The organism is Bradyrhizobium niftali, assembly GCF_004571025.1.
Lineage (GTDB): Bacteria > Pseudomonadota > Alphaproteobacteria > Rhizobiales > Xanthobacteraceae > Bradyrhizobium > Bradyrhizobium niftali.
Genome location: NZ_SPQT01000008.1, coordinates 152,028 through 174,342, shown reverse-complemented (window position 1 = coordinate 174,342; position 22,315 = coordinate 152,028). Strand labels below are relative to the sequence as shown.

The following is a 22,315-nucleotide window of genomic DNA, read 5'->3' as shown; positions in this document are numbered from 1 at the left end:
CTAGTCTCCTTCGTCAGGCTCGATCTCGCCGCGCCGCGCGCGTTCGGCGGCCAGGCGATGCTTCTTCGTGTTGGTCGGTGCCGGCTTCTTCTTAGGCTTGGTGTTCTTGGTCGTTTTTTCGCTGATTTTCGCGTGAGGCGCAGCCGGCGGCTCCAGGCCGAGATTGCGGCGCATCTCGCGCGCCGCAGCCTTGCCACGGCGCATCGATTCCGCGATCAGCTCATCGGTCAGCACCAGCCGGGCCTCGCTGATATCCTCCATCGTCAGGAGAACGTCGCGTTCCTCGCCCGCCTTGACGTCGTCGCGATGCAGATGCACGCGGTCGCCTTCGACAGGGCCGATCATGCCGCGGAAGCGCTTCCGCCCCTCATGGGCGACCGCCATCTCGACCTTCACCAGGTGCCCGGCATAGCGCTCGAAATCGGATCGCCGCACCAGGGGGCGATCGATCCCCGGCGAGGAGATTTCCAGCCGGTAGGCGCGATCGATGGGGTCGGCGACGTCGAGCACGGGCGACAGCGCCCGCGAAATCGCCTCGCAATCCTCGATCTGCATCGAGCCGTCAGGGCGCTCGGCCATGATCTGCACGGTGCAGCCGGCTTCACCGGAGATGCGGATCCGCACCAGGCGGTAGCCCATGCCCTGGAGCACGGGCCCTGCCACCGCGGACACCCGAGCCGCGACGCCCGGCTCGACCACGAGCCTCGGCTCGGCCAGCAACTCGGCATCCGTGGAACCAGTGGTCGGTTCGGTCATATCCAGGGTCAAGGCGCTCGATGGTTAAGGCTTGGTTACGATTTCAAAGCCCGCTTCGGAACTCTCCCGACAGCTCGCCGGGCCGCATCTTCCGCCAAGCCGCGCTCAGGTAATAAAAAAGAGCGGGTCCTTTCGGGCCCACTCTCACTACGCGGATCGTATGAGAAGATGAATTGGCGCTGATATAGCCCTTTCCACCCTCCCGGACAAGGCCCATCGCAGGGCAGGCGAGGCTTTTTGCGCCATTCCGGCGGCCCCCCGCGCAACGCTTCCTTCATCAACGGGGCCTAAATTCCCTGATTGTGGGGCGGCTTGGACCAAGGGCGCACCCGCGGCGTGCCCTGTACGAGTTTGCGTTTTCATGACCGTTGCCACGTCGCTCATTCCCGGACTGGACGAAATCGTCAAACGCGGCGACCCCCGGCGTCGTGGCGAAATCGCGCGTGCCATCGCCGAACTGTTCTTCCAGGATCCGGACAAGCTCCGTCCCGAGCTCATCGATCTCTTCGACGATCTCCTGATCGATCTCGTGCCGCATGCCGAGCTCGCCTCGCGCGTCGATCTCGCCGAGCGCTTCTCGCGCCTGGACAACGCGCCGCGGCACCTGGTGAACCAGCTCGCGCGCGAAAACGAGATCATGGTGGCCGGCCCGGTGCTGCGCCGCTCGCCCGTGCTCGACGAAGCCGCCCTGGTCGAGATCGCGCGGCTGAAGGGCCAGGGGCATCTGCTGGCGATGACGGAGCGCCCCGTTCTGTCGTCCGTCGTCACCGACGTGCTGGTCGAGCGCGGCGATCGCGACGTGGTGCGTCGCGCCGCGGGCAATGCCGGTGCGGTGTTCTCGCCTGGCAGCTATTCCGAGCTGATCAAGCGTGCCGCGCAGGACGGCGTGCTGACGCTCAAGATCGGCCAGCGCAACGATCTTTCGGGCGAGCACCTGAAAGAGCTGCTCGACGGCACGCTCGACGTCATCCGCCGCCGTCTCTCCAGCGTGGTCAATCCCGTGCGCCAGGTCGAGATCAAGCGCGCCATGGCGGCCATCGAGGAGGCCGCGCTGCCGCCCGGGCCGCGGCGCGATTTCTCGGCGGCACAGCGCACGGTGCTCGCCTTGCATCGCGAGGGCCATCTCGGCGAGAGCGCGCTGCTGGGCTTTGCCAAGGCAGGCAAATACGAGGAAGCGATCGCCTCGCTCTCGGCGATGTCCGGCGTCCGCCTCTCGATCCTCGACCGCCTGATCGCGGGCGACCGCTACGATCCGATTCTGATCCTGGGGCGCGTGCTGAATCTCGGCTGGCCCACGGTGCGCGCGCTCATCCTGCTCTGGTACGGTCCGCATCGCGCGCCGGCCAATGCCGACATCGAGGCCGCCCGCATGAACTTCACGCGCCTGATGCCGACGACGGCGGAGCGCGTCGTGAATTTCTGGCGCAACCGGCAGACGATCTAAGGTTCTTTTGCTGGTCATTCCGGGTTCGCGCTCTGCGCGCCCCGGAACGACGATCATTGTCTTCTGAACCGCAAGTAAGCCGCCTTGCGACCCTCGCGCGCGGCCTTCCGGCCGTAGCGTGTCATCGTGTAGCCGTCCCAGGGCTGCCGGAAATCGTCGGCGCGCTCCGCAAGCCATTTGAAATCCGTCGAGCGCGCAAGATGCGACAGCGTCCAGGCGCAGTAATCGTCGATGTCGCAAACGAAGCGGAATTCGCCGCCGACCTTCAGCACGCGCGCCATTGCAGCGATGGTCCTGTCCTGGACGAAGCGCCGCTTCCAGTGCCGCCGCTTCGGCCAGGGATCCGGATGGATCAGGTCGATCCGCGACAGCGAGGCTGGCGGTAGCCAGGCCAGGAGCTCGGCGGCATCGCCGGCAAACAGGCGGATGTTGGCGATGTTGCCGGCCTCGATCTGCGCCAGGATCTTCGCCATGCCGTTGACATAGGGTTCGCAGCCGATGAAGCCGGTCGTGGCGAAGTTCTGCGCCTCGGCCGCAAGATGCTCGCCGCCGCCGAAGCCGATCTCGAGCCGCACGTCGTTCGCCGCGGGATCGAAGATCTCGCGCGCATTCCCCGGCGCCTCGCCCGTGACGTCGAGCGCAAGATGCGGCAACAGATGATCGATCAGCTCGGCCTGGTGCTGCCTGAGCTTGTGGCCCTTGCGGCGCCCGAAGAAGGCGCGCTCGCTGTCATCGCGATCGGGATCTGACTTGCGTTCGCTCATCGCAGCGTCTGATACAGGCGATAGAGCAGCCGCGCGCGCGGTTCGAGCGACGAGACATAGAGCTGCTCATAGTGGGTGTGCGCGCCCTTGCCGTCGACGCCGAGCCCGTCCAGCGTGCCGGTGTGGGGAGCTGTGAAATTGCCGTCCGAGCCGCCGCCGGTGTGGGTGTCGATCAGCTCGAAGCCGATTTCGCCGGCGAGCGTCTTCGCATGCTCGTAGAGCGAGGCGCCTGCATTGCTCTTCTCGTAAGGCGGACGATTGAGCTCGCCCGTGACCTTGACGGTGACGCCTTCGGTCTTCGATGTCAGCCCGAGGATCTTGCCGACGAACTCCTCCGCGTCTTTGAGGCTCAGCACGCGCAGATCGACTTCGGCATAGGCCTCTTCCGGCGTCACGTTGGGGCGCGTGCCGCCGCGCACCACACCGACATTCACGGAGACGCCGCGCGCCGGGTCGTTCATCCCTTCCAGCGTCAGGATGATATTGGCGAGCTCGCGGACGGCGCTGCGACCGTCTTCGGGCCGCGAGCCGGCATGCGCCGGCACGCCCTTGATGAACACCTGGAAGCGTCCGACGCCCTTGCGTCCGGTGACGATCTTGCCGCCGTCGCGCGCCGGCTCCGTCACCAGCACGTATTTGGCCTTGCGCCCTTCCGTCTCGATCAGCGCGCGCGAGGTGGGGCTGCCGATCTCCTCGTCGGAGGTGAACAAGTGGGTGATTCCGAGTGGCGAACGCTCGGCCGTGGCGCAAAGCGCGCGAAACGCGATATGGGCGATGTAGGCGCCGCCCTTCATGTCGTAGATGCCGGGACCGAACGCGCTGTCGCCTTCGACCTTGAACGGCAGACGTTCGATGAATCCCAGGGGGTGAACGGTATCGAGGTGGCTCAGCACCAGGATGCCGGGCTGGTCCTGGCCCCAGGCCGAGCGTGCCAGCAGATGATCGCCGCAGCCGTCAACGCCGGCGACGCGCTCGAGCGTGACGGGCAGATCGCGATAATGATCCGCGACCAGCGACACCAGCCTGTTGACCTGATCAGGCGCCTCTGTCGGCGTCTCGATCTCCACCCAGCGTCGGATGCCGTCGAGAATAGTTTGGGTATCGAACCAATTGGAGCTCGCCATGGGCGCATCTATGCCTTTGAATCGCATCATTTGAGAGGACGCACATCAAAGCGCGGCCACAAATGACGACATAGGCCAGATTTGACGCAGCCTCAAATCGATTGAGCTGGCGCGTCAGCGCTTGTCGGGGCCTTCGCGTGCCGCAATCTGCTCGACGAGATCGACGATGGAGCGGCGCATCTTCGAATCAGTGATTCGGGTGAACGCCTTGGTCAAGGCGAGTCCTTCGGAGGTCGCAAGGAAGTCCGAGACGTAGGAGGGCGAGGCGCCTTCTGCGAAGCCGTCCGGGCCGGCCACGCCGCTCGGTCCGCCCTCGAACAGGAACGACACCGGCACCTGGAGAATCTCGGCAATCTGCTGGATTCGGCTCGCGCCGACCCGGTTCGTGCCCTTCTCGTACTTCTGGATCTGCTGGAAAGTCAGGCCCAAAGCATCACCGAGCTTTTCCTGGCTCATGCCCAACATGATGCGGCGCATACGCACGCGGCTGCCGACATATTTGTCAACAGGGTTGGGCGCTTTCGACATTTCCTCAGCCTCCAAACACCACCCTCAGCGCAATCGATTGAATGCCTCAGGTGCCAGCATCATAAAAATCAGACCCTGTTATTGGGAAACATTGCGGAGAAATTTAGCAATGCCCACTGTCTTTTGCAGTCGGTGCAGAATGAGGAACCCGCGTGCAGTCTGTCAACCGTGAGACCACGGTTGTCAAAGGATTCCGGCCCCTTCGGCGTTGATGGCGGGATCAGGGGTGCCGTTTGGTCACGCGTCGGCGGACCGCGAGAAGCACGGCCACCGCGACGAGCACGGCCGCAGGCACGTCGCCGACCCGCGCATAGATCGTCGGCGGGATCGCGGCGGGCAGGCTTGCGTCCAAAATGCCTTCGACGCCGAGACCGAGGCTGGCGATGGTTCGTCCCGCCGGATCGATCACCGCGGAGATGCCGGTATTGGCGGAGCGGACCAGCGGCAATCCGAGTTCGATCGCGCGCATCCGCGCCTGCTCCAGATGCTGATAGGGGCCGGTCGAGATGCCGAACCAGCCGTCATTGGTGAGGTTCACGATCCAGCCCGGACGTTCGTTGCGACCGGCAACCTCGCCGGGAAAAATTGCTTCGTAGCAGATCAGCGGCAGCGCGGACGGCGCGCCGGCGACTGGCAGCGCATGCCGCACGGTGCCGGCGATGAAGCCGCCGCGCACACGCGTGAGCTGCTCGAAGCCGAGCTTCTCCATCAGGCCCTGATAGGGAAGAAACTCGCCGAACGGCACCAGATGCAACTTGTCGTAGACCGCGAGCACGCTGCCGTCGTGATCGATCACGTAGATCGAATTATAGGCACGCGTGATCGGCGTTCCCCGCGGCAGATCGGGCGCGCGGACCGAACCCGTGATCAGCACCGTGCCCTTCGGCAGCAGCTCGGCGATCTCCGCCATCGCGTCGGCTTCGCGGGTCAGGAAGAACGGAAAGGCGGATTCCGGCCAGATCAGGATGGTGGCATCGCGCACGCCGGTCGATTGCGGCCCGGAGGCGCGGTCCGACAGCGCCAGGTATTTCTTCATCACCTCCGCCTTAGCGGCGTAGTTGAATTTCGCGTCCTGCTGGAGGTTCGGCTGCATCAGGCGCAGTTTGGCGCCCGCGACCATCGTGGTCGGATGCAGCGACAGGCGGATCGCGCCGAAGATGCTCATGACAATCAGAAGTGCGACTGCCGCGGCCGGCGCGCGCCAGGCCACGCGGCGATCGGGCGTGCGGTCGATCAGCGTCGCGGGGCTCGCAAAGATCGCGACCGCCAGGAACGTCATGCCCCACAGGCCGATCAGCGACGCCGTCTGTGCCAGCGGCAACGGCTCCGACAGCGCATAGCCGAACGCGTTCCAGGGAAAGCCGGTCAGCGCGTGACCGCGCAGCCATTCGGCGATGGTGAGGCTTGCCGCGAGCGCAAGCACGCGCGTGGCGTTCTTGGTCCAGAGCAGGCGTGCCAGCGCAAAACCGATCGCCGTGAAGATGGACAGATAGGCCGGCAGGCCCAGCACGGCGAACGGCGTCAGCCAGGCGAACACGTCGGCGTCGACGAAGAAGGCATAGCCGATCCAGTACAGGCCGGGCACGAAATAGCCGAGCCCGAACCAGTAGCCGGTCAGCGCCGCGGCGGGGATGCCGCCGTATCGTCCAGCGCCGGCGCCGTCGATCAGCCAGACCATAACCGGGAAAGTAATGAACAGCACCGGGAAGGCGTTGAACGGCGCCAGCGCCAGCACCGACAGCGCGCCGGCGGCCATGGCGAGGACGGCGCGCTTCCATCCCCAGGTGAGGATGATGGCTAGCGCAATCTGCCGGAGGCGCTGGAATGCGCTCACTGTGGGCCGGTCCCGTCGCCTGGCGGCGGGGTCGGCGTGTCACTTGCCGGCGGTTGACCGCTCTCCGGCGCGGCCTCGCGGCGTCGGCTCTCGCGCTGGGTGCGCGGCGCGGGGCGTTCCTTCCGCGTCGAGATGCGCAGCCGCTTGACGCGGCGCGGATCGGCATCGAGCACCTCGACCTCGTAATTGCCGGGGCCCGAGATCACCTCGCCGCGTACCGGCAGGCGCCCGACGAAGCTGACGAGATAGCCGCCCAGCGTCTCGACTTCCTCGCCGGCCTCGCCGGTGACGAAGTCCGCGCCGATCACGGTGCGGACGTCGTCGAGGCTGGCGCGGGCGTCGGCGATGAAGGCGTTGTCCGGCAGGCGCACGATCGAGGGCGGCTCGTCGCTGTCGTGCTCGTCGTCGATCTCGCCGACGATCTGCTCGACGATGTCCTCGAGCGAGACCAGTCCGTCGCTGCCGCCATATTCGTCGACCACCAGCGCCAGGTGGATGCGCGTGGCCTGCATCTGCGCGAGCAGGTCGATCGCGCGCATCGACGGCGGCACGTAGAGCAGCTTGCGGATGATGCGCGCGTCCTCGAGCGGCAGCGCGAGATCGACGGTACGAAGGTCGAGGCCGGCCGGCAGCGGCTTCTTGCGCTTGGTCTTGGTGGCGTCCGACACGCGCGCCCGCGCGGTCATGAACGCGAGCAGGTCGCGGATGTGGACGATGCCGACGGGATCGTCGAGCGTCTCGTTGTAGACGACGAGGCGCGAATGGCCGGCGCTTTCGAAGCGGTCCATCAGCTCACCGAGCGGGATGTCGCGCTTCACCGCGATGATGTCGGCACGATGCACCATGACGTCGGCGATGCGGCGCTCGTGCAGGCCGAGGATGTTGCGCAGCATGGTGCGCTCGACGGCGGAGAAGCCGGTGTCGTCGGGCGTCGATGCGTCGAGCACGACCTGGAGATCGTCGCGCACCGATCCGGCCTTCCAGCCGAACAGCGTGCGGATCGCGCGCAGCAGCCAGCCCTCGGCGGTCGGACGCAGGACCTCCCCTGATGTCACCACGACAGGCAAATTGGGCGTGTTGCGGGGATTGTCGTGGGTCGGGTCGGAATCCGGCATCTCAGTGCGTCCCCGGGCGGTCGGCATAGGGATCGGGAATGCCGAGATGGGCGAGGATCTGCGTCTCCAGCGCTTCCATCTCCTCCGCGTCGTCGTCGTTCTCGTGGTCGTAGCCGATCAGGTGCAGGAAACCGTGCACGGCGAGATGGCTCAGATGGTGGTCGAACGGCTTCTTTTCCTCGTCCGCCTCGCGCCGCATGGTCTCGTAGGCGATCGCGATGTCGCCGAGCATGCGCGGCGCATCGCCGGGCTTCCATTCGCCCTCCGGCTGGAGCGCGGGAAACGACAGCACGTTGGTCGGCTTGTCGATGCCGCGCCAGTTGCTGTTGAGCGTGCGGATGCCGGCATCGTCGGTCAGCATCACCGCCACTTCCGCTTCCGCGACGTCTTCGTCGACACTCTCGGCGGCAGCCGCGACCGCGCGCTGGATCACGGCTTCGGAATCGGGTTCGCGCTGCCAGCAATCGGCGACGACGAGGACCTCGGTCATGGGAAGATTGGGGTGTGACATTGTCTTTGTTCGGAACGAAAAGGCGCTTGCGTCCGCGCCCATATGGTCCGGTTGTTGTCCCGTCAGGATTTGCCGGTCGCCGGCCGCTGCGGCGACCCTTCATACGCGGCGACGATCCGCGCCACGAGCTCGTGGCGGATCACGTCCTCGGCCTTGAAATGAACTTGTGCAATGCCTTCGACACCGTCCAGCAGGCGGGTTGCCTCGGCGAGGCCCGAGGTCTGACCGTTCGGCAGGTCGATCTGCGAGGGGTCGCCGGTCACGATCATGCGGCTGTTCTCGCCGAGACGGGTCAGGAACATCTTCATCTGCATCGACGTGGTGTTCTGCGCCTCGTCCAGGATGATGGCGGCGTTGGTGAGCGTGCGGCCGCGCATGAAGGCGAGCGGCGCGATCTCGATCTCGCCGGTCTGCAGCGCCCGCTCGACGATGCGTGCGTCCATGAGGTCGTAGAGCGCGTCGTAGATCGGGCGCAGATAGGGATCGACCTTCTCGCGGAGATCGCCGGGCAGGAAGCCGAGCCGTTCGCCAGCTTCCACCGCCGGGCGCGACAGGATGATCTTGTCGACTTCCTTGCGCTCGAACAGTTGCGCGGCATGCGCGACCGCGAGCCAGGTCTTGCCGGTGCCGGCCGGGCCGATGCCGAACACCAGCTCGTGGCGCTTCAGCGCGCGGATGTAGGAATCCTGGGCAGCCGTGCGTGCGCGCACCGGGCGCTTGCGCAGATTGATGCTGTCGAAGGTCGATTTGGCGGACTTGGCGTCGAACTCGAACAACGAGCCTTGGGCGATCACGGCGCGAATCGCGCCTTCGACCTCGCCCTGGTCGAGATCCTGCCCCTTCACCGCCTGGGCGTAGAGCGCCTCCAGCACGCGGCGCGCCGCGTCGCAGCCGTCGCGCGTGCCGCCGATGGTGATGTGGTTGCCCTTGGAATCGACGACGACGCCGAGCCGCCGCTCGATCTGCGCCAGATTCTGGCCATAGGGCCCGACCAGCGCGGATGCGGCGCGGTTGTCGTCGAAGTCGATGACGACCTGGGTTTCGGGTGGAACTTGCATGTCGCGGTCAAATTTGCGGCTGGGAGCGATAGAAGACGAATCCGATGCGCTTTTTGGCAAGGGTTCAGGCTCCAGTGGCGATGGGTGATAAAGCGGGCTCGCGCGCAACGCGCGGTGTGACGAGCTCGCCGAGGAAGCTGTAGCGTTCGAGGCTGTCGATCCGCACCGGCAGGATTTGTCCGATGATGTCGGGCGAGGCCATCACATGCGCGGGCTGGAGGAAGGCGGTGCGGCCGACGATCTGGCCGTCCTTGCGCGCCGGACGCTCGAACAGCACGTCGACCGTTGAGCCAATCGCGGCCTTGTTGAAGGCCGATTGCTGGCTGTCGATCAGTTCCTGGAGCCGCTCCAATCGCTGGTCCATCTCGGCGGGGGACACCGTCTCCTGCATGTCCGCGGCCGGCGTTCCCGGCCGGGCGGAGTATTTGAACGAATAAGCGGCAGCGTAGCCGATTTGCATGACAAGCGCGAGGGTGGCGAGAAAATCTTGCTCACTTTCACCCGGGAAACCCACGATAAAATCTGATGAAAAAGCAATATCTTGGCGCGCGGCCCGGAAACGGTCGATGACACGCCGATAATCATCGGCGGTATGTTTGCGGTTCATGGCCGCCAGAATCCGGTCCGAGCCCGACTGCACCGGCAGGTGCACGAACGGCATCAGGGCCTCGAGATCGCGATGGGCCGCAATCAGACTGTCATCGACGTCGCGGGGATGGCTGGTCGAATAGCGCAGCCGCGCGATGCCGGGAATCGCTGCCAGATGTTCGAGCAGCCGGCCGAGCGGCCAGGTTTTTCCGTCCGGTCCCTCGCCATGATAGGCGTTGACGTTCTGCCCGATCAGCGTGAGCTCGCGCACGCCGTTCTCGGCGAGCCGCTTCACGTCGTCGACGATCCTGGCAACCGGGCGCGACACTTCGGCGCCGCGCGTATAGGGCACGACGCAGAAGGTGCAGAACTTGTCGCAGCCTTCCTGCACCGTGACGAAGGCGGAAATGCCGCGCGCGCGGATCGCGTCGGGCTTCGGCTGGGCAAGGAAGCCGAACTTGTCGGCGGCGGGAAATTCGGTCTCGATCGCGCGGCCTTCGTTGCCGGCGCGCCTCAAGAGCTCCGGCAGGTGATGGTAGCTCTGCGGACCGACCACGATGTCGACCACCGGCGCCCGGCGCACGATTTCCTCGCCCTCGGCCTGCGCCACGCAGCCTGCGACCGCGATCTGCATCGCGCGGCCCCCGCGGGCGGCCTCGTCCTTGGCGACGCGCAGCCGGCCGAGCTCGGAATAGACCTTCTCGGAGGCCTTCTCGCGGATATGGCAGGTGTTTAGGATGACGAGGTCGGCGTCCTCTGCACTGGCCGTCTCCACGAATCCTTCCGGGGCCAGCGTGTCCACCATGCGCTGGGCATCGTAGACGTTCATCTGGCAGCCATATGATTTGATGTGCAGCTTGCGCGGCGGCGTCATGGAACCCGAAAATGGAGGTGGAGGACGGCCTTCAGATATAGGCTGGAGGGGGGAAAATCCAGCGAATGGAGCCTCTGGACCGTCATTCCGGGGCGCGCGTCAGCGCGAACCCGGAATCTCGGGCCAAAAACTCGGGATTCCGGGTTCACGCGCGCCGCGCGTGCCCCCGGAATGACGGAAATCACCCCGCCAAAGCGTCCGCCCCGACCCGCCGGACCAGCTCAGGCAATTGCCGCATATCGTCGAACGTCAGTCCGGCGCCGGCGCCCCGCAGCCGTTTGGCGTGACCCGGCGGGCAGTGGCTGCCGCCGTGAAAGCCCAGCACGGTCATCCCGGCGGCGTGCGCGCCGGTCACTCCGGGGAGGCTGTCCTCGATCACGAGGCACCGCTCCGGGGCGACCTTCATCTGCGCGGCGGCAAACAGGAACAGGTCGGGCGCGGGCTTGCCGCGGGCGACCTGGCTTGCGGAAAAGATGTTCGGCGCAAGCAGGTCGTAGAGCCCGGCGCACGTCAGGCCGTGATGGATCTTGTCCGGCGTGCCGCTCGATGCGACGCATTTGGGCAGATCGATCGCGGCGATCGCCGCGGCCACATGGGTGATCGGCTGCAGATCGCTGGCGTAGAATTGCAGCGTGGCCGCATTCACCTGGCTCTCGAGATCGTCAGGAAGACTGCGGCCGATTTCCTGCTCGACCATCCGCCGCGCGTCCTTCTCGGATACGCCGAGAAAGCGGACCAGCACCTGCTCCGGGGTGATCGGATAGCCGTGGCGCGTCAGCACATCCGCATGCGCGCGACAGGAGATCACCTCGCTGTCCACGAGCACGCCGTCGCAATCGAAAATGATGAGGTCGACGGGCACTTAGCTTGTCGGCTTGTCGTCGTCGAGCGGAACGCAATAGAGCTCGAGCCGGTGATCGACCAGCTTGTAGCCGAGCTTGCGGGCGATCTCCGCCTGGAGCTTCTCGATCTCTTCGGAGGTGAATTCGATCACCTTGCCGTCGCGCAGATTGATGAGGTGGTCGTGATGGCTGTCGCGCATCGTCTCGTAGCGCGCGCGTCCTTCGCGAAAGTCATGGCGCTCGATGATGCCAGCATCCTCGAACAGCTTGACGGTGCGATACACGGTCGAGATCGAGATCTTGTCGTCGACGGCGACACAGCGCCGGTACAATTCCTCGACATCGGGATGATCGACCGCCTCCGCGAGCACGCGGGCGATGACGCGGCGCTGTTCGGTCATGCGCATGCCGGTGGCGGCACAGCGCGCCTCGATGCCGGACGACTTGGATGCAGAAGAAGGTTTCAGTGCGGTCATGATCTGTCTGCCTGACGGGGCGCTTTCTGCCATCAATGTTACGACAAGTCACGCCGCATCAGAAGGGCGTTCAATTGTTCCCCGTTCGGCTGTTTATAGTAGCGTTCGCGACGTCCGACCACCATGAATCCGCACCCCGCATAGAGCCGCCGGGCCGGCTGGTTGTTTTCCTCGACCTCGAGAAATATCGTGCGCACGCCGCGCCCGGCGAGGTGGCCGAGATGGGTCATCAGCAGCGTGCGGGAGAGGCCGCGGCCGCGATGGGCCTCGTCGACCGCGATCGAGAGGATCTCCGCTTCGTCCGCGCCGATCCGCGACACCGCAAAGCCGATGGTCTTGCGACCGAGGCGCAGCCGATGCACCAGCGTATTGCGCTCGCTCATCATGCTCTCGAACTCGCCTTCGCCCCAGCCATGCGCGAAGGAGGCGCCATGAAGCTGCGCGAGCCGCGCGGCATCGCGCGCGGAAGCCGGCTCGACGGCGGCCGTGCCGCCGCGCCACCATTCCGACAGCCAGCTCATCATGAGGTTGCGGCGTGAGCTGCGAGCGGGGGCTGTGCTGCCGGTTTCGCATCGGGTGCGCGCAGATAGAATGGCCGCGCCGGATTTGTCTCGGGATCAGCGGCAGCGCCAAGCCATGCGACCCAGCCGATATCGGGCGCGGGTTGCGCGTCGACCGCGACCGGCTGCGGTGCATCCTTCGGCCAGCGATCGGCGAGGATGCTTGCGGCATTGCCGACCAGATGCGGTGCACCGAATTGCGAGGCCGCGATCGCCTCGTCGATGGGAGCGACGCCCGGCCGCACCAGCTGGCTGCCGTCGCCGGCGACGATCTGGAAGTAGACGTGATCGTGCCGCGCATCGATCGCGGAGATCACCGGCGCCGATTTGCTCTGGCCGACGACGGTGGCGGCATAGGCCGACAACGTCGTCAGCCCGACGGCTGGCCGCTTGGCCGCGAGTGCAAGGCCGCGCGCCGCCGAAATGCCGACGCGGAGGCCCGTGAAACTTCCTGGGCCGACGGTGACGGCGATGCGGTCGAGCGCGGTGAAGGCGAGATTGGCCGATAGCATGACGCGCGCGATCATCGGCATCAGCGCCTCGGCGTGGCCACGCTTCATGAGAAGCTGCTCCTGCGCAAGCAGCTCGCCGGCATCGGTATCGAGCACGGCGGCCGCGCACGCTTCCAGCGCGGTATCGATGGCAAGGATCAGCATGAGAACGCGAATGGCGAGTGGCGAATAACGAGGAGTGTAGCGAACCACGGGCCGATCCGCCATTCTTCACGCACGATTTGCCGGCCTCCAAAATACCCTACGACAACTGTCATTCCGGGATGGTGCGTCAGCACCAGACCCGGAATCTCGAGATTCCGGGTTCGGTCCTTCGGACCGCCCCGGAATGACGACTTCGTCGTCACATCGGCCGGACTTCGACCACGTCGGGCACGAAGTGCTTGAGCAGGTTCTGGATGCCGTGCTGCAGCGTCGCGGTCGATGACGGGCAGCCGGAGCAGGCGCCCTTCATGTTGAGATAGACGATACCGTCCTTGAAACCGCGGAAGGTGATGTCGCCGCCGTCATTGGCGACCGCCGGCCGCACCCGGGTCTCGATCAGGTCCTTGATCATGTCGACCGTCTCGGCATCGGCCTCGTCGAAGAACTCGTCCTCGTCGTCGAGATCGGCATCGCTTTGCGCGGCGCCGCCGGCGAGCAGCGGCGCGCCGGACATGTAGTGCTCCATGATGGCACCGAGGATCGCGGGCTTGAGCTGCTGCCATTCACCGGTCGCCTTGGTCACGGTGATGAAGTCCGATCCATAGAACACGCCGGTGACGCCGGGCACCTCGAACAGCTTTTCGGCGAGCGGCGAACGCGCCGCGGCTTCGCGGCTGGCAAATTCCATCGGGCTGCCGTCGACCACGACGCGGCCGGGAATGAATTTCAGCGTGGCTGGATTGGGGGTGGCTTCGGTTTGAATGAACATGGTTTTCTCCAGACGTCGCCGGTTCAAGGCCGGCGCGTGGCCTATCCACTAGCAGATGGCGACGGGGAACGCACGATCAAGGGGCGGGGAGCACGTTTCGTCGCGATATCAGCGGGTTAGAACACTTTAATAGCCCCGCGCCGTCACGGCCGGGCTTGACCCGGCCATCCACGCCTTGCTTCGTGGCGCCAAGAACGTGGATGCCCGGGACAAGCCCGGGCATGACGGATATCTGGTTGGCGTGTCCAGACAGGGACGCCTATGACAGCGAATCCACGCTTTGGTCGCTCAGCGCGCCGGAAACGATCGTCACGGGAACGGGGAACGTGCCCAGCTCATACGTGAGCAGCGAGACCAGTGGCCCGGGGCCTTCCGCACCGGGATTGGCAGCGAGCACCAGCATGGCGATGTCGGGGTCCTCGTCGATCACCGCAAGCAGCTGTTCCATCGGCGCACCTTCGCGGATCACCCGTTCCGGCGTGATCGCGGCAATGCCGTTGGCTCTCCCGGCGGCACGGTCGAGCGCGGCTTCCGCCGCCTCATGCGCTTCGGCGCGCATGATGTCGGCCACACCAAGCCATTCCTGGCTCTGCTGCTCGGGCTCGATGATGCGCAGCATCACCACGCCGCCGCCGGCGCGGATCGCCCAGCGGCTGGCGTAGTAGACCGCGCGGTCCCATTCGGCGGTGTCGTCGACGATAACAAGGCATTTGGGCTTGTGACCCGGCTCGAAGCAAAGTCGCTTGCTGGTCATGCATGTCCCGGAATGTGCACGGCCGACATGCTGCCACACTCCCGCAACGTTTGGGAGAGGGGAAGTGGCCGACGCCAGCGCGCCGGCCGCGTTTTGCGGATGCGATGATCAGCGCCGGCGGATGAAGCCGACGATGTCCTTCGAGAGCTTCATGGTCTCGTCGGCGATGGCGCGGGCCTGGTCGGAACCCTGGTTCAGGATCGCGTCGATATGGCCGGGGTCGGCGACGAGGCGCTTCATCTCGCCGGCGATCGGCGCGAGCTTGGTGACGCACAGCTCCGCCAGCGCGTTCTTGAAGCTGGAGAACTGTCCACCGCCGAAATCGCGGAGCACGTCGGCCTTGGAGCGGTCGGAGAGCGCCGCGAAGATGCCGACGAGATTGTCGGCCTCGGGGCGGGCTTCCAGGCCCTTCTCCTCCGTCGGCAGCGGCTCCGGATCGGTCTTCGCCTTGCGGATCTTCTGCGCGATGGTGTCGGCGTCGTCGGTGAGGTTGATGCGCGAATTGTCCGAGGCATCCGACTTCGACATCTTCTTGGTGCCGTCGCGCAAAGACATCACGCGCGTCGCCGGGCCCGTGATGAAGGGTTCCGGCAGCGGGAAGAACAGGCCGTCATTGGCGCCTTGGGCGCGGATCGAGTCACCGAAGTCGTTGTTGAACTTCTGCGCGATGTCGCGCGAGAGCTCGAGATGCTGCTTCTGGTCCTCGCCGACCGGAACGTGGGTGGCGCGGTACAGCAGGATGTCGGCCGCCATCAGCACGGGATAGTCGAACAGCCCGACGGAGGCGTTCTCGCGATCCTTGCCGGCCTTCTCCTTGAACTGGGTCATGCGGCCGAGCCAGCCCATGCGCGCGACGCAGTTGAAGATCCAGGCGAGCTCGGCATGGCCGGAGACCTGGCTCTGGTTGAACACGATGTGCTTGTTCGGATCGATGCCGCTCGCGATGAACGCAGCGGTCACCTCGCGGGTGTTGCGCGCGAGCTCGACCGGGCCGCCCCAGACGTCCACGCCTTGCGTGATCGCGTGCATGTCGACGACGCAATAGATGCAGTTGTGGGTTTCCTGCATCTTCACGAAGTTGACGATCGCGCCGAGGTAATTGCCGAGATGCAGATTGCCGGTCGGCTGGACGCCCGAAAAGACCCGTTCAACGAATGGCATGGTAAGCTTTCCTGGAAGGTACCGGCCGTCGTTTCCAACAGCGGCGCTGCCCCGTCAAGGGCAATTCGATCATCCTGCGCGCCGGGGTCGGGCTAGGCGGGCCGCCTCAAGGCGGCAGCCGCCTCGCGCCAGGAGGCCGCGCCGAGGATTTGCAGGAGCAGGCCGTAGACGGCGATTCCGGCCGCGATCTGCACGCCCAGCACGATGAATTTGACGAGGCCATGCGCTTCGGCAGGCACCAGGCCTGCGGTCAGCCAGAGCAGGGCGCCCATGGCGGAGGCGGCGAGCACGATCCGCGGCAGCCGCTTGCGGGCGGCGACATCGACCGAGAAGCCGAATTCGCCCGTGCCCTTGCGCAGCAGCGAGAGCGCGCTGCTCCAGGCGCCGGCCGCGATGCTCGCGGCGATCCCGCTTGCACCGAAGAAATGGCCGAGGAGAACCGCAAGCGCGACCGCGACCACAAATCCCTTGGCCGTTGCCAGCAGCGGCGTCATCGTGTCGCTGCGGGCATAGAAGGCCGGCGACAGCGCCTTGATCAGCACATGAGCCGGCAGGCCCAGCGCCAACCACATCAGCGCGCGCGCGGTGGCCGCGCTGTCATCGGCGCCGAAGGCGCCATGCTCGAACAGCAGCCGCACGATCGGCTCGGCCAGCACGATCAGGCCGAGCGTTGCCGGCAGCGCGAGCCCGGTCGCAAGTTCCAGCGCGCGCGATTCCGCATGCGCCACCGCCTCGCGGTCGCCGCCGCTGACGGCGCGTGTGAGCTCCGGCACCAGCACCGTGCCCATGGCGACGCCGACGATGCCGAGCGGCAGCTCGATCAGGCGGTTGGCGAAATAGAGCCAGGAGACGGCAGAGGGCGTCGCCGAAGCGACGATCGCGCCGGCCACCATCAGCCATTGCGGGCCCGAGCTTGCGATCATGCCGGGGATGGCCTTGGCGAAGAAGCCGCGCATCTCCTTGTCGAAATTGACGCGCAACGGCGTGGCGAGGCGGCCGCTTCGCTGCGACAGCAGCATAGCGAGTTGCAGTAGCCCGGCGATGCCGACGGTCGCCGCCAGCATCCACGCGGCGAAGGTCGCATCGGCATGCCAGATCAGCAGCACCGCAATCGCAGCGATCAGGGCGATGTTGAACAGCAGCGGCGAGAACGCCGTGAGGGCAAAACGTCCTTGCGCATTGAGCAGCCCCATCAGCACCGTGACGGGGCCGGCGAAGGCGAGATAGGGGAGCATCAGCCGCGCGTTCTGGACGGCGAGATCGAGGGTGCTGCTCCCGAGGAATCCCGGCGCGATCACCGTGATGATCAGCGGCATCAACAGCGCAATGACGACCGAGATCGCGATCAGGGCCGCGCTGACCGTGCCGAGCACGCGTCCGGCGAAGGCAGATGCAGCCGCCTCGCCATCGCGGTCACGGACGCGCAGCCATGCCGGGACCAGTGCCGCGTTCAGTGCCCCTTCGCTGAGCAGCCGCCGCACCACGTTGACGAGCTGGAAGGCCGCCAGAAACGCATCCGCCACCGCGCCGGTGCCGAGCAGCGCCGCGATCAGGGAATCGCGGGCGAAACCCAGCAACCGCGAGGCCAGTGTTCCCGTCGAGACGGTCAGGAAGGAGCGGATCATTGCGCGTGCATAATACCGTGGCTTGCCCGCAAAGGCCGGGTCGTGATAGGCCGCGAGCCAGATTTCAGGCCGACAGGAAGCGGATTTCCCCGGCAATCGCAATCCGGCAACAGGATCAAGGTGAATGGCTGACGTGAAATATGACGTTCTCGGGATCGGCAACGCGCTGTTCGACGTCCTGGTCAGGACCGACGAGGCTTTTCTCGCCAAGCACGGCATGACCAAGGGCAGCATGTCCCTGATCGACGAGGCGCGGGCCGCCGCCATCTACCAGGACATGGGTCCGGCGACGGAAGTCTCGGGGGGCTCGGCCGCCAACACCATCGTCGGCATCGGCAGCCTCGGTGCGCGCGCGGCCTATGTCGGCAAGGTCAAGGACGACCAGATCGGCAAGCTCTACGTCCACGACATCCGCGCTGCCGGCGTCGCCTTCAACACGCCCGCCGCGAAGGACGGCCCCGCCACCGGCTGCTCCTACATCCTGGTCACGGGCGATGGCGAGCGCACCATGAACACCTATCTCGGGGCGGCGCAGGATTTGTCGCCCGCCGACATCGACCCGGCCGAGATCGCGAGCGCCGGGATCGTCTATCTCGAGGGCTATCTCTGGGACCCCAAGAACGCCAAGGAAGCCTTCGTCAAGGCAGCCAAGATCGCCCATGACGCCAGGCGCAAGGTGGCGCTGACGCTGTCGGATTCCTTCTGCGTCGATCGTTACCGCGACGAGTTCCTGTCCTTGATGCGCAACGGCACCGTCGACATCGTATTTGCCAACGAATCCGAGCTGCATTCTCTCTACGCGACCTCGGACTTCGACGCGGCGCTGAAGGAGCTGCGCAACGACGTCAATCTCGGCGTCGTCACCCGCAGCGAGAAGGGCTGCATGGTGGTGACACCGACCGAGGCCGTCGCAGCTCCGGCCTCGCCGATCGCGAAGCTGGTGGATACCACCGGCGCCGGCGATCTGTTCGCGGCGGGCTTCCTGTACGGTCTTTCGCGCAACCTCGCGCACAAGCAGTGCGGCGAGCTCGGCGCGCTCGCGGCTGCCGAAGTGATCCAGCACATCGGCGCGCGGCCGCAGGTTTCGCTGAAGGAGCTGGCGCAGCAGCGCGGGCTGACGGTTTAAGGCTCGCCTCTCTCCCCGTCATTGCGAGAGGCACGCTCGTGCCTCATCCTCCGCTGTCATCGCCCGGCTTGACCGGGCGATCCAGTACTCCGAGACGTCAGCGGTTCATCGAGAAGGTGCGGCGTACTGTCATTCCCCGCTTTCGCAGGGAATGACAGTTGTCGCGTGGTGAGAGCAGTGTCCCTCACGCCGCCTTCTGCCCGCTCCCCGCATCGAGCCCGGCATAGACCCCGCGCTCGAATCCCGTGAAGGCCTCGATGCACTTGGCGTCGACGAACGGCAACACCTGCATCAGGATCACGCCGGAAACATCGCGCGCCGGATCGATCCAGAAATAGGTGTTGGCGAGACCAGCCCAGGCGAGGCTGCCGGCACTGCGGCCCTCCGGCGTTTTGGCGGTATTGATCAGGAAGGACAGCCCCCACTTCTTCACGATGTCAGGGAAGAGATCGACATCGTTGGTGTACATGGGCGCAACCGTCGTCATCTTGCCAATGGTGAGATCGCCGATGTGGTTCTGGCCCATCGTCGCGACCGTCTCGGGCTTCAGCACCTGGCTGCCGTTGCCGCGGCCCTTGTTGAGGATCATCTGGGTGAACTTGATGTAGTCGCCGGCAGTGCCGTAAAGGCCGCCACCACCCATGCAAAATTCCGGATTCTGCTCGATCTCGAACGGGATCGGCGTCAGCGATCCATCCTCGCCGCGAGCATGGGTAGCGACTAGCCGCTGGCGCATGTTGTCGGTGATCTTGAAGCCGGTGTCGCTCATGCCGAGCGGGGTGAAGAGATTGTCGCGCAGATAGGCATCGAGCCGCTTGCCGCTCACGGCTTCCACCGCCTTGCCGACGAAGTCGATGTTGATGCCATATTCCCAGCGCGTACCGGGGTCAGACATGATCGGCGTCTTCAGCGCGATGTCCTGGCAGGAGAAGATGTTCGGAGTTCCGGTCTTCTCCAAGTAGACCGCGAGATCGCCGTTCCACACATTGTAGGCAAAGCCGGCGGTATGGGTCATGAGCTGGCGCAGCGTGATCGCGCCCTTGGCCGGCCGCAATTTCGGCTCGCCCTTGGCGTCAAAGCCTTCGAGCACCTGCGGCTTGGCGAGGTCGGGCAACACGTCACCGATCGGCGCGTCCAGCGACAGCTTGCCTTGCTCGACCAGTTGCATCGCGCCCGCCGATGTCACCGCCTTCGTCATCGAGGCGATCCAGAACACGCTGTCCGTTGTCATCGCGTCGGGCTTGGACAGATCGCGCTTGCCGAACGCGCCTTGATACAGCACGTCGTTACTGCTGGCGGCGATGGCGACGACACCGGGAATTTCCTTGGCGTCGCTCGTCTTACGCAGAATCTCGTCGATCTGGGCTTGGCTTCGCATACGCATTTCCTCCGGTTTGATTATTGTTGGAAGTGATCGATTGTCCTCCTGCGTGCCCCGCGCGGCAAGCGCGTCCCGATGCCTCCGCCGGTCGCGATGTCGTGACTTGACGGCCCGCGCCTCGCGCAGGACGACAAGGCGGCTCAACTGCAACACTCCGTCACAATCTGCGGTGGATGGCCGCAACGAACCGTGACCGTGGATGGGCTCTGGCGATATGTTTCGCGTGTTTGAAGCACCCGAAACATTTTGTGCGTTGCGGCGTTTGGCAACGGGCCCAATCAGCCGTGGACGTTAGGACTTGATACAAATTTTGGCGGCCGGCACCGGCCGCGAGGGGGACCTCTGATGATTTCAACCTGGAGCGAATGGAAGCGCTATCCCCGTCCCGGACGGGGCGACAATCTCGAGGCGCCGATCTCGCCCGGCATTTACGAGGTCCGCATCGCCGGCAGCGGCGCGCTCTACTCCTTCGGTGCGGTCGATAATCTGGCGCAGGCGCTGGCGCTGCTGCCGGTCGGCTCGAAGTCGTGGTTTGGCCGCCGCGACACCTCGGGCGTTCCCGACCTCGAATACCGGACCTGCGCGACCTCCTCGAAGTCCGACGCCAAGGCCGCCGCCGAGCGCATGATCGGCCGGCGCGAGACCTATATGAGCGGCGCGGCCTAAACGACGACGAGACTGGGTTGACCTGTTGCAGCGGTCACGATGCCCCACCTCTCCTCGCCGGGGAGAGGTAAGGGATCGCCGCTGCGAGTTTAGCTCCCATCTGATGTGCGTTGCGGGGCGGTGCATTGTGCGCCGTCTGTCCCTATATTCCGGGCCGATCCGATCGCGCCTTTGAGGAGTAACGCCATGACCCCGACCGCCGCCGCACGCGCCCAGCACGCCACCGCCACTCTGCGCGACCGGTTGAAGGACCCCTCGCTGCTGAAGGAAGCTTGCTACATCGACGGCGCCTGGGTCGGCACGCCGGTCTTTGCCGTCAACAATCCTGCGACCGGCGTCGAGCTCGCCAAAGTCCCGCAGCTTGGCGCGGACGAGACCACCAAGGCGGTCGAAGCCGCCGAGCGTGCCTTCCCGGCCTGGGCCAAGCACACCGCCAAGCAGCGCTCCAACATTTTGCGCAAATGGTTCGATCTGATCGTCGCCAACCGTGAGGACCTTGCGCTGATCCTCACCTCCGAGCAAGGCAAGCCGCTCTCCGAGGCGCTCGGCGAGGTCGACATCGGCGCGGCCTATATCGAGTTCTTCGCCGAGGAAGCCCGCCGCGTCTATGGCGAAACCATTCCGACGCAGCGTCCTGATGCGCGCCTGCTCGCGATCAAGCAGCCGATCGGGGTCTGCGGCGCGATCACGCCGTGGAATTTCCCGAACTCGATGATCACGCGCAAGGTCTCGCCGGCGCTTGCGGCCGGCTGCACCGTGGTGCTGAAGCCCGCCAACGAGACGCCGCTGTCGGCGCTGGCGCTGGCCGTGCTCGCCGAGAAGGCCGGCATCCCTAAGGGCGTGCTCAACATCATCACCGGCGATGCGCCGCCGATCGGCAAGGTGCTGTGCGAGCATCCTGCGGTCCGCTTCGTCGGCTTCACCGGCTCGACCGCCGTCGGCAAGATTCTCTACCAGCAGGCCTCCGTCGGCGTGAAGCGGCTCGGCCTCGAGCTCGGTGGCAACGCCCCCTTCGTGGTGTTCGACGACGCCGATATCGATGCAGCGGTGGAAGGCGCCATCGTCTCGAAATACCGCAACATGGGCCAGACCTGCGTCTGCGCCAACCGCCTCTACGCCCAGGACAAGATCTACGACGAGTTCGTGCAGAAGCTGTCGAAGAAGGTCGCGGCGATGAAGATCGGCGACGGCACCGAGAGCGGCGTGACGCAGGGCCCGCTGATCAACCTGAAGGCGGTCGACAAGGTCGAGCGCCACATTGCCGACGCCGTGAAGCGCGGCGCCAAGGTCGTCACCGGCGGCAAGCGTAGCGAGCTCGGACGCTCCTTCTTCGAGCCCACGGTGCTCGCCGACGTCAAGCCGGACTCGCTGGTGGCGCAGGAGGAAACCTTCGGCCCGCTCGCGCCGGTGATCCGCTTCAAGGACGAGGCCGACGTCATCGCGATGTGCAACGCCTCGCCGTTTGGTCTGGCCTCCTACTTCTACTCTCGCGATCTCGGCCGCGTCTGGCGCGTCGCCGAAGCGCTGGAATCCGGCATGGTCGGCGTCAACACCGGTCTCATCACCACGGAAGTCGCTCCCTTCGGCGGCGTCAAGGAAAGCGGCCTTGGGCGCGAAGGTTCGCGTCACGGCATGGAAGAATATGTCGAGATCAAATACGTGATGATGGCGGGGGTCTAACCGGCAATCGATGCTGCGCGCCG

Annotated in this window: 22 protein-coding genes; 4 read left to right on the top strand and 18 right to left on the bottom strand. The window is 65.6% G+C overall.

The window, feature by feature from the left end; all coding sequences use genetic code 11:
* On the bottom strand, positions 1–756 hold the full coding sequence (gene rimP / locus E4K65_RS16965; protein WP_135175153.1) for a ribosome maturation factor RimP: 756 nt from the start codon (positions 754–756) through the stop codon (positions 1–3).
* A 361-nt stretch (positions 757–1,117) separates the two neighbouring features.
* Between rimP and E4K65_RS16960 the strand changes: the two genes are divergently transcribed.
* Entirely contained in the window at positions 1,118–2,200 is a 1,083-nt protein-coding gene (locus E4K65_RS16960) for a DUF2336 domain-containing protein (RefSeq protein ID WP_135175152.1), read from the top strand.
* 53 nt (positions 2,201–2,253) lie between these two features.
* Here E4K65_RS16960 and trmB read toward each other — a convergent pair whose 3' ends face one another.
* From trmB to murJ, 16 genes are all read right to left on the bottom strand, one after another.
* Positions 2,254–2,964 (bottom strand): tRNA (guanosine(46)-N7)-methyltransferase TrmB, encoded by a 711-nt coding sequence (gene trmB, locus E4K65_RS16955; protein ID WP_135175151.1) that lies wholly within the window; start codon positions 2,962–2,964, stop codon positions 2,254–2,256.
* Positions 2,961–4,118: a M20 family metallopeptidase gene (locus tag E4K65_RS16950; protein WP_135175150.1), complete on the bottom strand. Its 1,158-nt coding sequence runs from the start codon at positions 4,116–4,118 to the stop codon at positions 2,961–2,963. The genes trmB and E4K65_RS16950 overlap by 4 nt, the downstream gene beginning before the upstream one ends.
* Positions 4,119–4,202: 84 nt before the next feature.
* Entirely contained in the window at positions 4,203–4,616 is a 414-nt protein-coding gene (locus E4K65_RS16945; protein WP_135175149.1) for a helix-turn-helix domain-containing protein, read from the bottom strand.
* 220 nt (positions 4,617–4,836) lie between these two features.
* The gene (lnt, locus tag E4K65_RS16940; RefSeq protein WP_135175148.1) at positions 4,837–6,450 is read right to left on the bottom strand and encodes an apolipoprotein N-acyltransferase; all 1,614 of its coding nucleotides are present in this window, start codon (positions 6,448–6,450) and stop codon (positions 4,837–4,839) included.
* The gene (locus E4K65_RS16935) at positions 6,447–7,565 is read right to left on the bottom strand and encodes a hemolysin family protein (protein ID WP_167770873.1); all 1,119 of its coding nucleotides are present in this window, start codon (positions 7,563–7,565) and stop codon (positions 6,447–6,449) included. Before E4K65_RS16935 ends, lnt begins: the two co-directional genes overlap by 4 nt.
* A 1-nt stretch (position 7,566) precedes the next feature.
* Positions 7,567–8,055 carry an rRNA maturation RNase YbeY gene (ybeY, locus tag E4K65_RS16930; RefSeq protein ID WP_235885657.1) on the bottom strand — a complete coding sequence of 163 codons (489 nt, stop codon included), beginning with the start codon at positions 8,053–8,055 and terminating at the stop codon, positions 7,567–7,569.
* An 83-nt stretch (positions 8,056–8,138) separates the two neighbouring features.
* Positions 8,139–9,134, bottom strand: coding sequence for a PhoH family protein (locus E4K65_RS16925; protein ID WP_135175146.1), 996 nt, complete (start codon positions 9,132–9,134; stop codon positions 8,139–8,141).
* Between the two features lie 64 nt (positions 9,135–9,198).
* Complete coding sequence (gene miaB / locus E4K65_RS16920) at positions 9,199–10,596, bottom strand: tRNA (N6-isopentenyl adenosine(37)-C2)-methylthiotransferase MiaB (protein WP_135175145.1); 1,398 nt, start codon at positions 10,594–10,596, stop codon at positions 9,199–9,201.
* Positions 10,597–10,777: 181 nt separating this feature from the next.
* The gene (locus E4K65_RS16915) at positions 10,778–11,458 is read right to left on the bottom strand and encodes an HAD family hydrolase (RefSeq protein WP_135175144.1); all 681 of its coding nucleotides are present in this window, start codon (positions 11,456–11,458) and stop codon (positions 10,778–10,780) included.
* Positions 11,459–11,914, bottom strand: coding sequence for a Fur family transcriptional regulator (locus E4K65_RS16910; protein ID WP_027546806.1), 456 nt, complete (start codon positions 11,912–11,914; stop codon positions 11,459–11,461).
* 38 nt (positions 11,915–11,952) lie between these two features.
* Positions 11,953–12,438: a ribosomal protein S18-alanine N-acetyltransferase gene (rimI, locus tag E4K65_RS16905; protein ID WP_135175143.1), complete on the bottom strand. Its 486-nt coding sequence runs from the start codon at positions 12,436–12,438 to the stop codon at positions 11,953–11,955.
* Positions 12,435–13,130, bottom strand: a complete 696-nt coding sequence (tsaB, locus tag E4K65_RS16900; RefSeq protein ID WP_135175207.1) for a tRNA (adenosine(37)-N6)-threonylcarbamoyltransferase complex dimerization subunit type 1 TsaB — start codon at positions 13,128–13,130, stop codon at positions 12,435–12,437. Before tsaB ends, rimI begins: the two co-directional genes overlap by 4 nt.
* A 199-nt stretch (positions 13,131–13,329) precedes the next feature.
* Entirely contained in the window at positions 13,330–13,899 is a 570-nt protein-coding gene (locus E4K65_RS16895; protein ID WP_135175142.1) for a NifU family protein, read from the bottom strand.
* Between the two features lie 259 nt (positions 13,900–14,158).
* Entirely contained in the window at positions 14,159–14,653 is a 495-nt protein-coding gene (locus E4K65_RS16890; RefSeq protein ID WP_027546802.1) for a universal stress protein, read from the bottom strand.
* Between the two features lie 108 nt (positions 14,654–14,761).
* The gene (trpS, locus tag E4K65_RS16885) at positions 14,762–15,814 is read right to left on the bottom strand and encodes a tryptophan--tRNA ligase (RefSeq protein WP_135175140.1); all 1,053 of its coding nucleotides are present in this window, start codon (positions 15,812–15,814) and stop codon (positions 14,762–14,764) included.
* 92 nt (positions 15,815–15,906) lie between these two features.
* Positions 15,907–17,439 (bottom strand): murein biosynthesis integral membrane protein MurJ, encoded by a 1,533-nt coding sequence (gene murJ, locus E4K65_RS16880; RefSeq protein ID WP_135175139.1) that lies wholly within the window; start codon positions 17,437–17,439, stop codon positions 15,907–15,909.
* 124 nt (positions 17,440–17,563) lie between these two features.
* On the opposite strand from murJ, the gene E4K65_RS16875 reads away from it, so the two are divergent.
* A complete protein-coding gene (locus E4K65_RS16875) occupies positions 17,564–18,565 on the top strand; it encodes an adenosine kinase (RefSeq protein WP_135175138.1) in 1,002 nt (333 codons plus the stop codon).
* A gap of 184 nt (positions 18,566–18,749) precedes the next feature.
* Here the strand turns inward: E4K65_RS16875 and E4K65_RS16870 are convergent, their stop codons facing one another.
* Positions 18,750–19,943 (bottom strand): serine hydrolase domain-containing protein, encoded by a 1,194-nt coding sequence (locus E4K65_RS16870; RefSeq protein ID WP_167770871.1) that lies wholly within the window; start codon positions 19,941–19,943, stop codon positions 18,750–18,752.
* 348 nt (positions 19,944–20,291) lie between these two features.
* On the opposite strand from E4K65_RS16870, the gene E4K65_RS16865 reads away from it, so the two are divergent.
* Positions 20,292–20,612 carry a hypothetical protein gene (locus tag E4K65_RS16865; RefSeq protein ID WP_027542058.1) on the top strand — a complete coding sequence of 107 codons (321 nt, stop codon included), beginning with the start codon at positions 20,292–20,294 and terminating at the stop codon, positions 20,610–20,612.
* A gap of 186 nt (positions 20,613–20,798) precedes the next feature.
* Positions 20,799–22,292, top strand: a complete 1,494-nt coding sequence (locus E4K65_RS16860; protein ID WP_135175136.1) for an NAD-dependent succinate-semialdehyde dehydrogenase — start codon at positions 20,799–20,801, stop codon at positions 22,290–22,292.
* Positions 22,293–22,315: the final 23 nt, after the last annotated feature.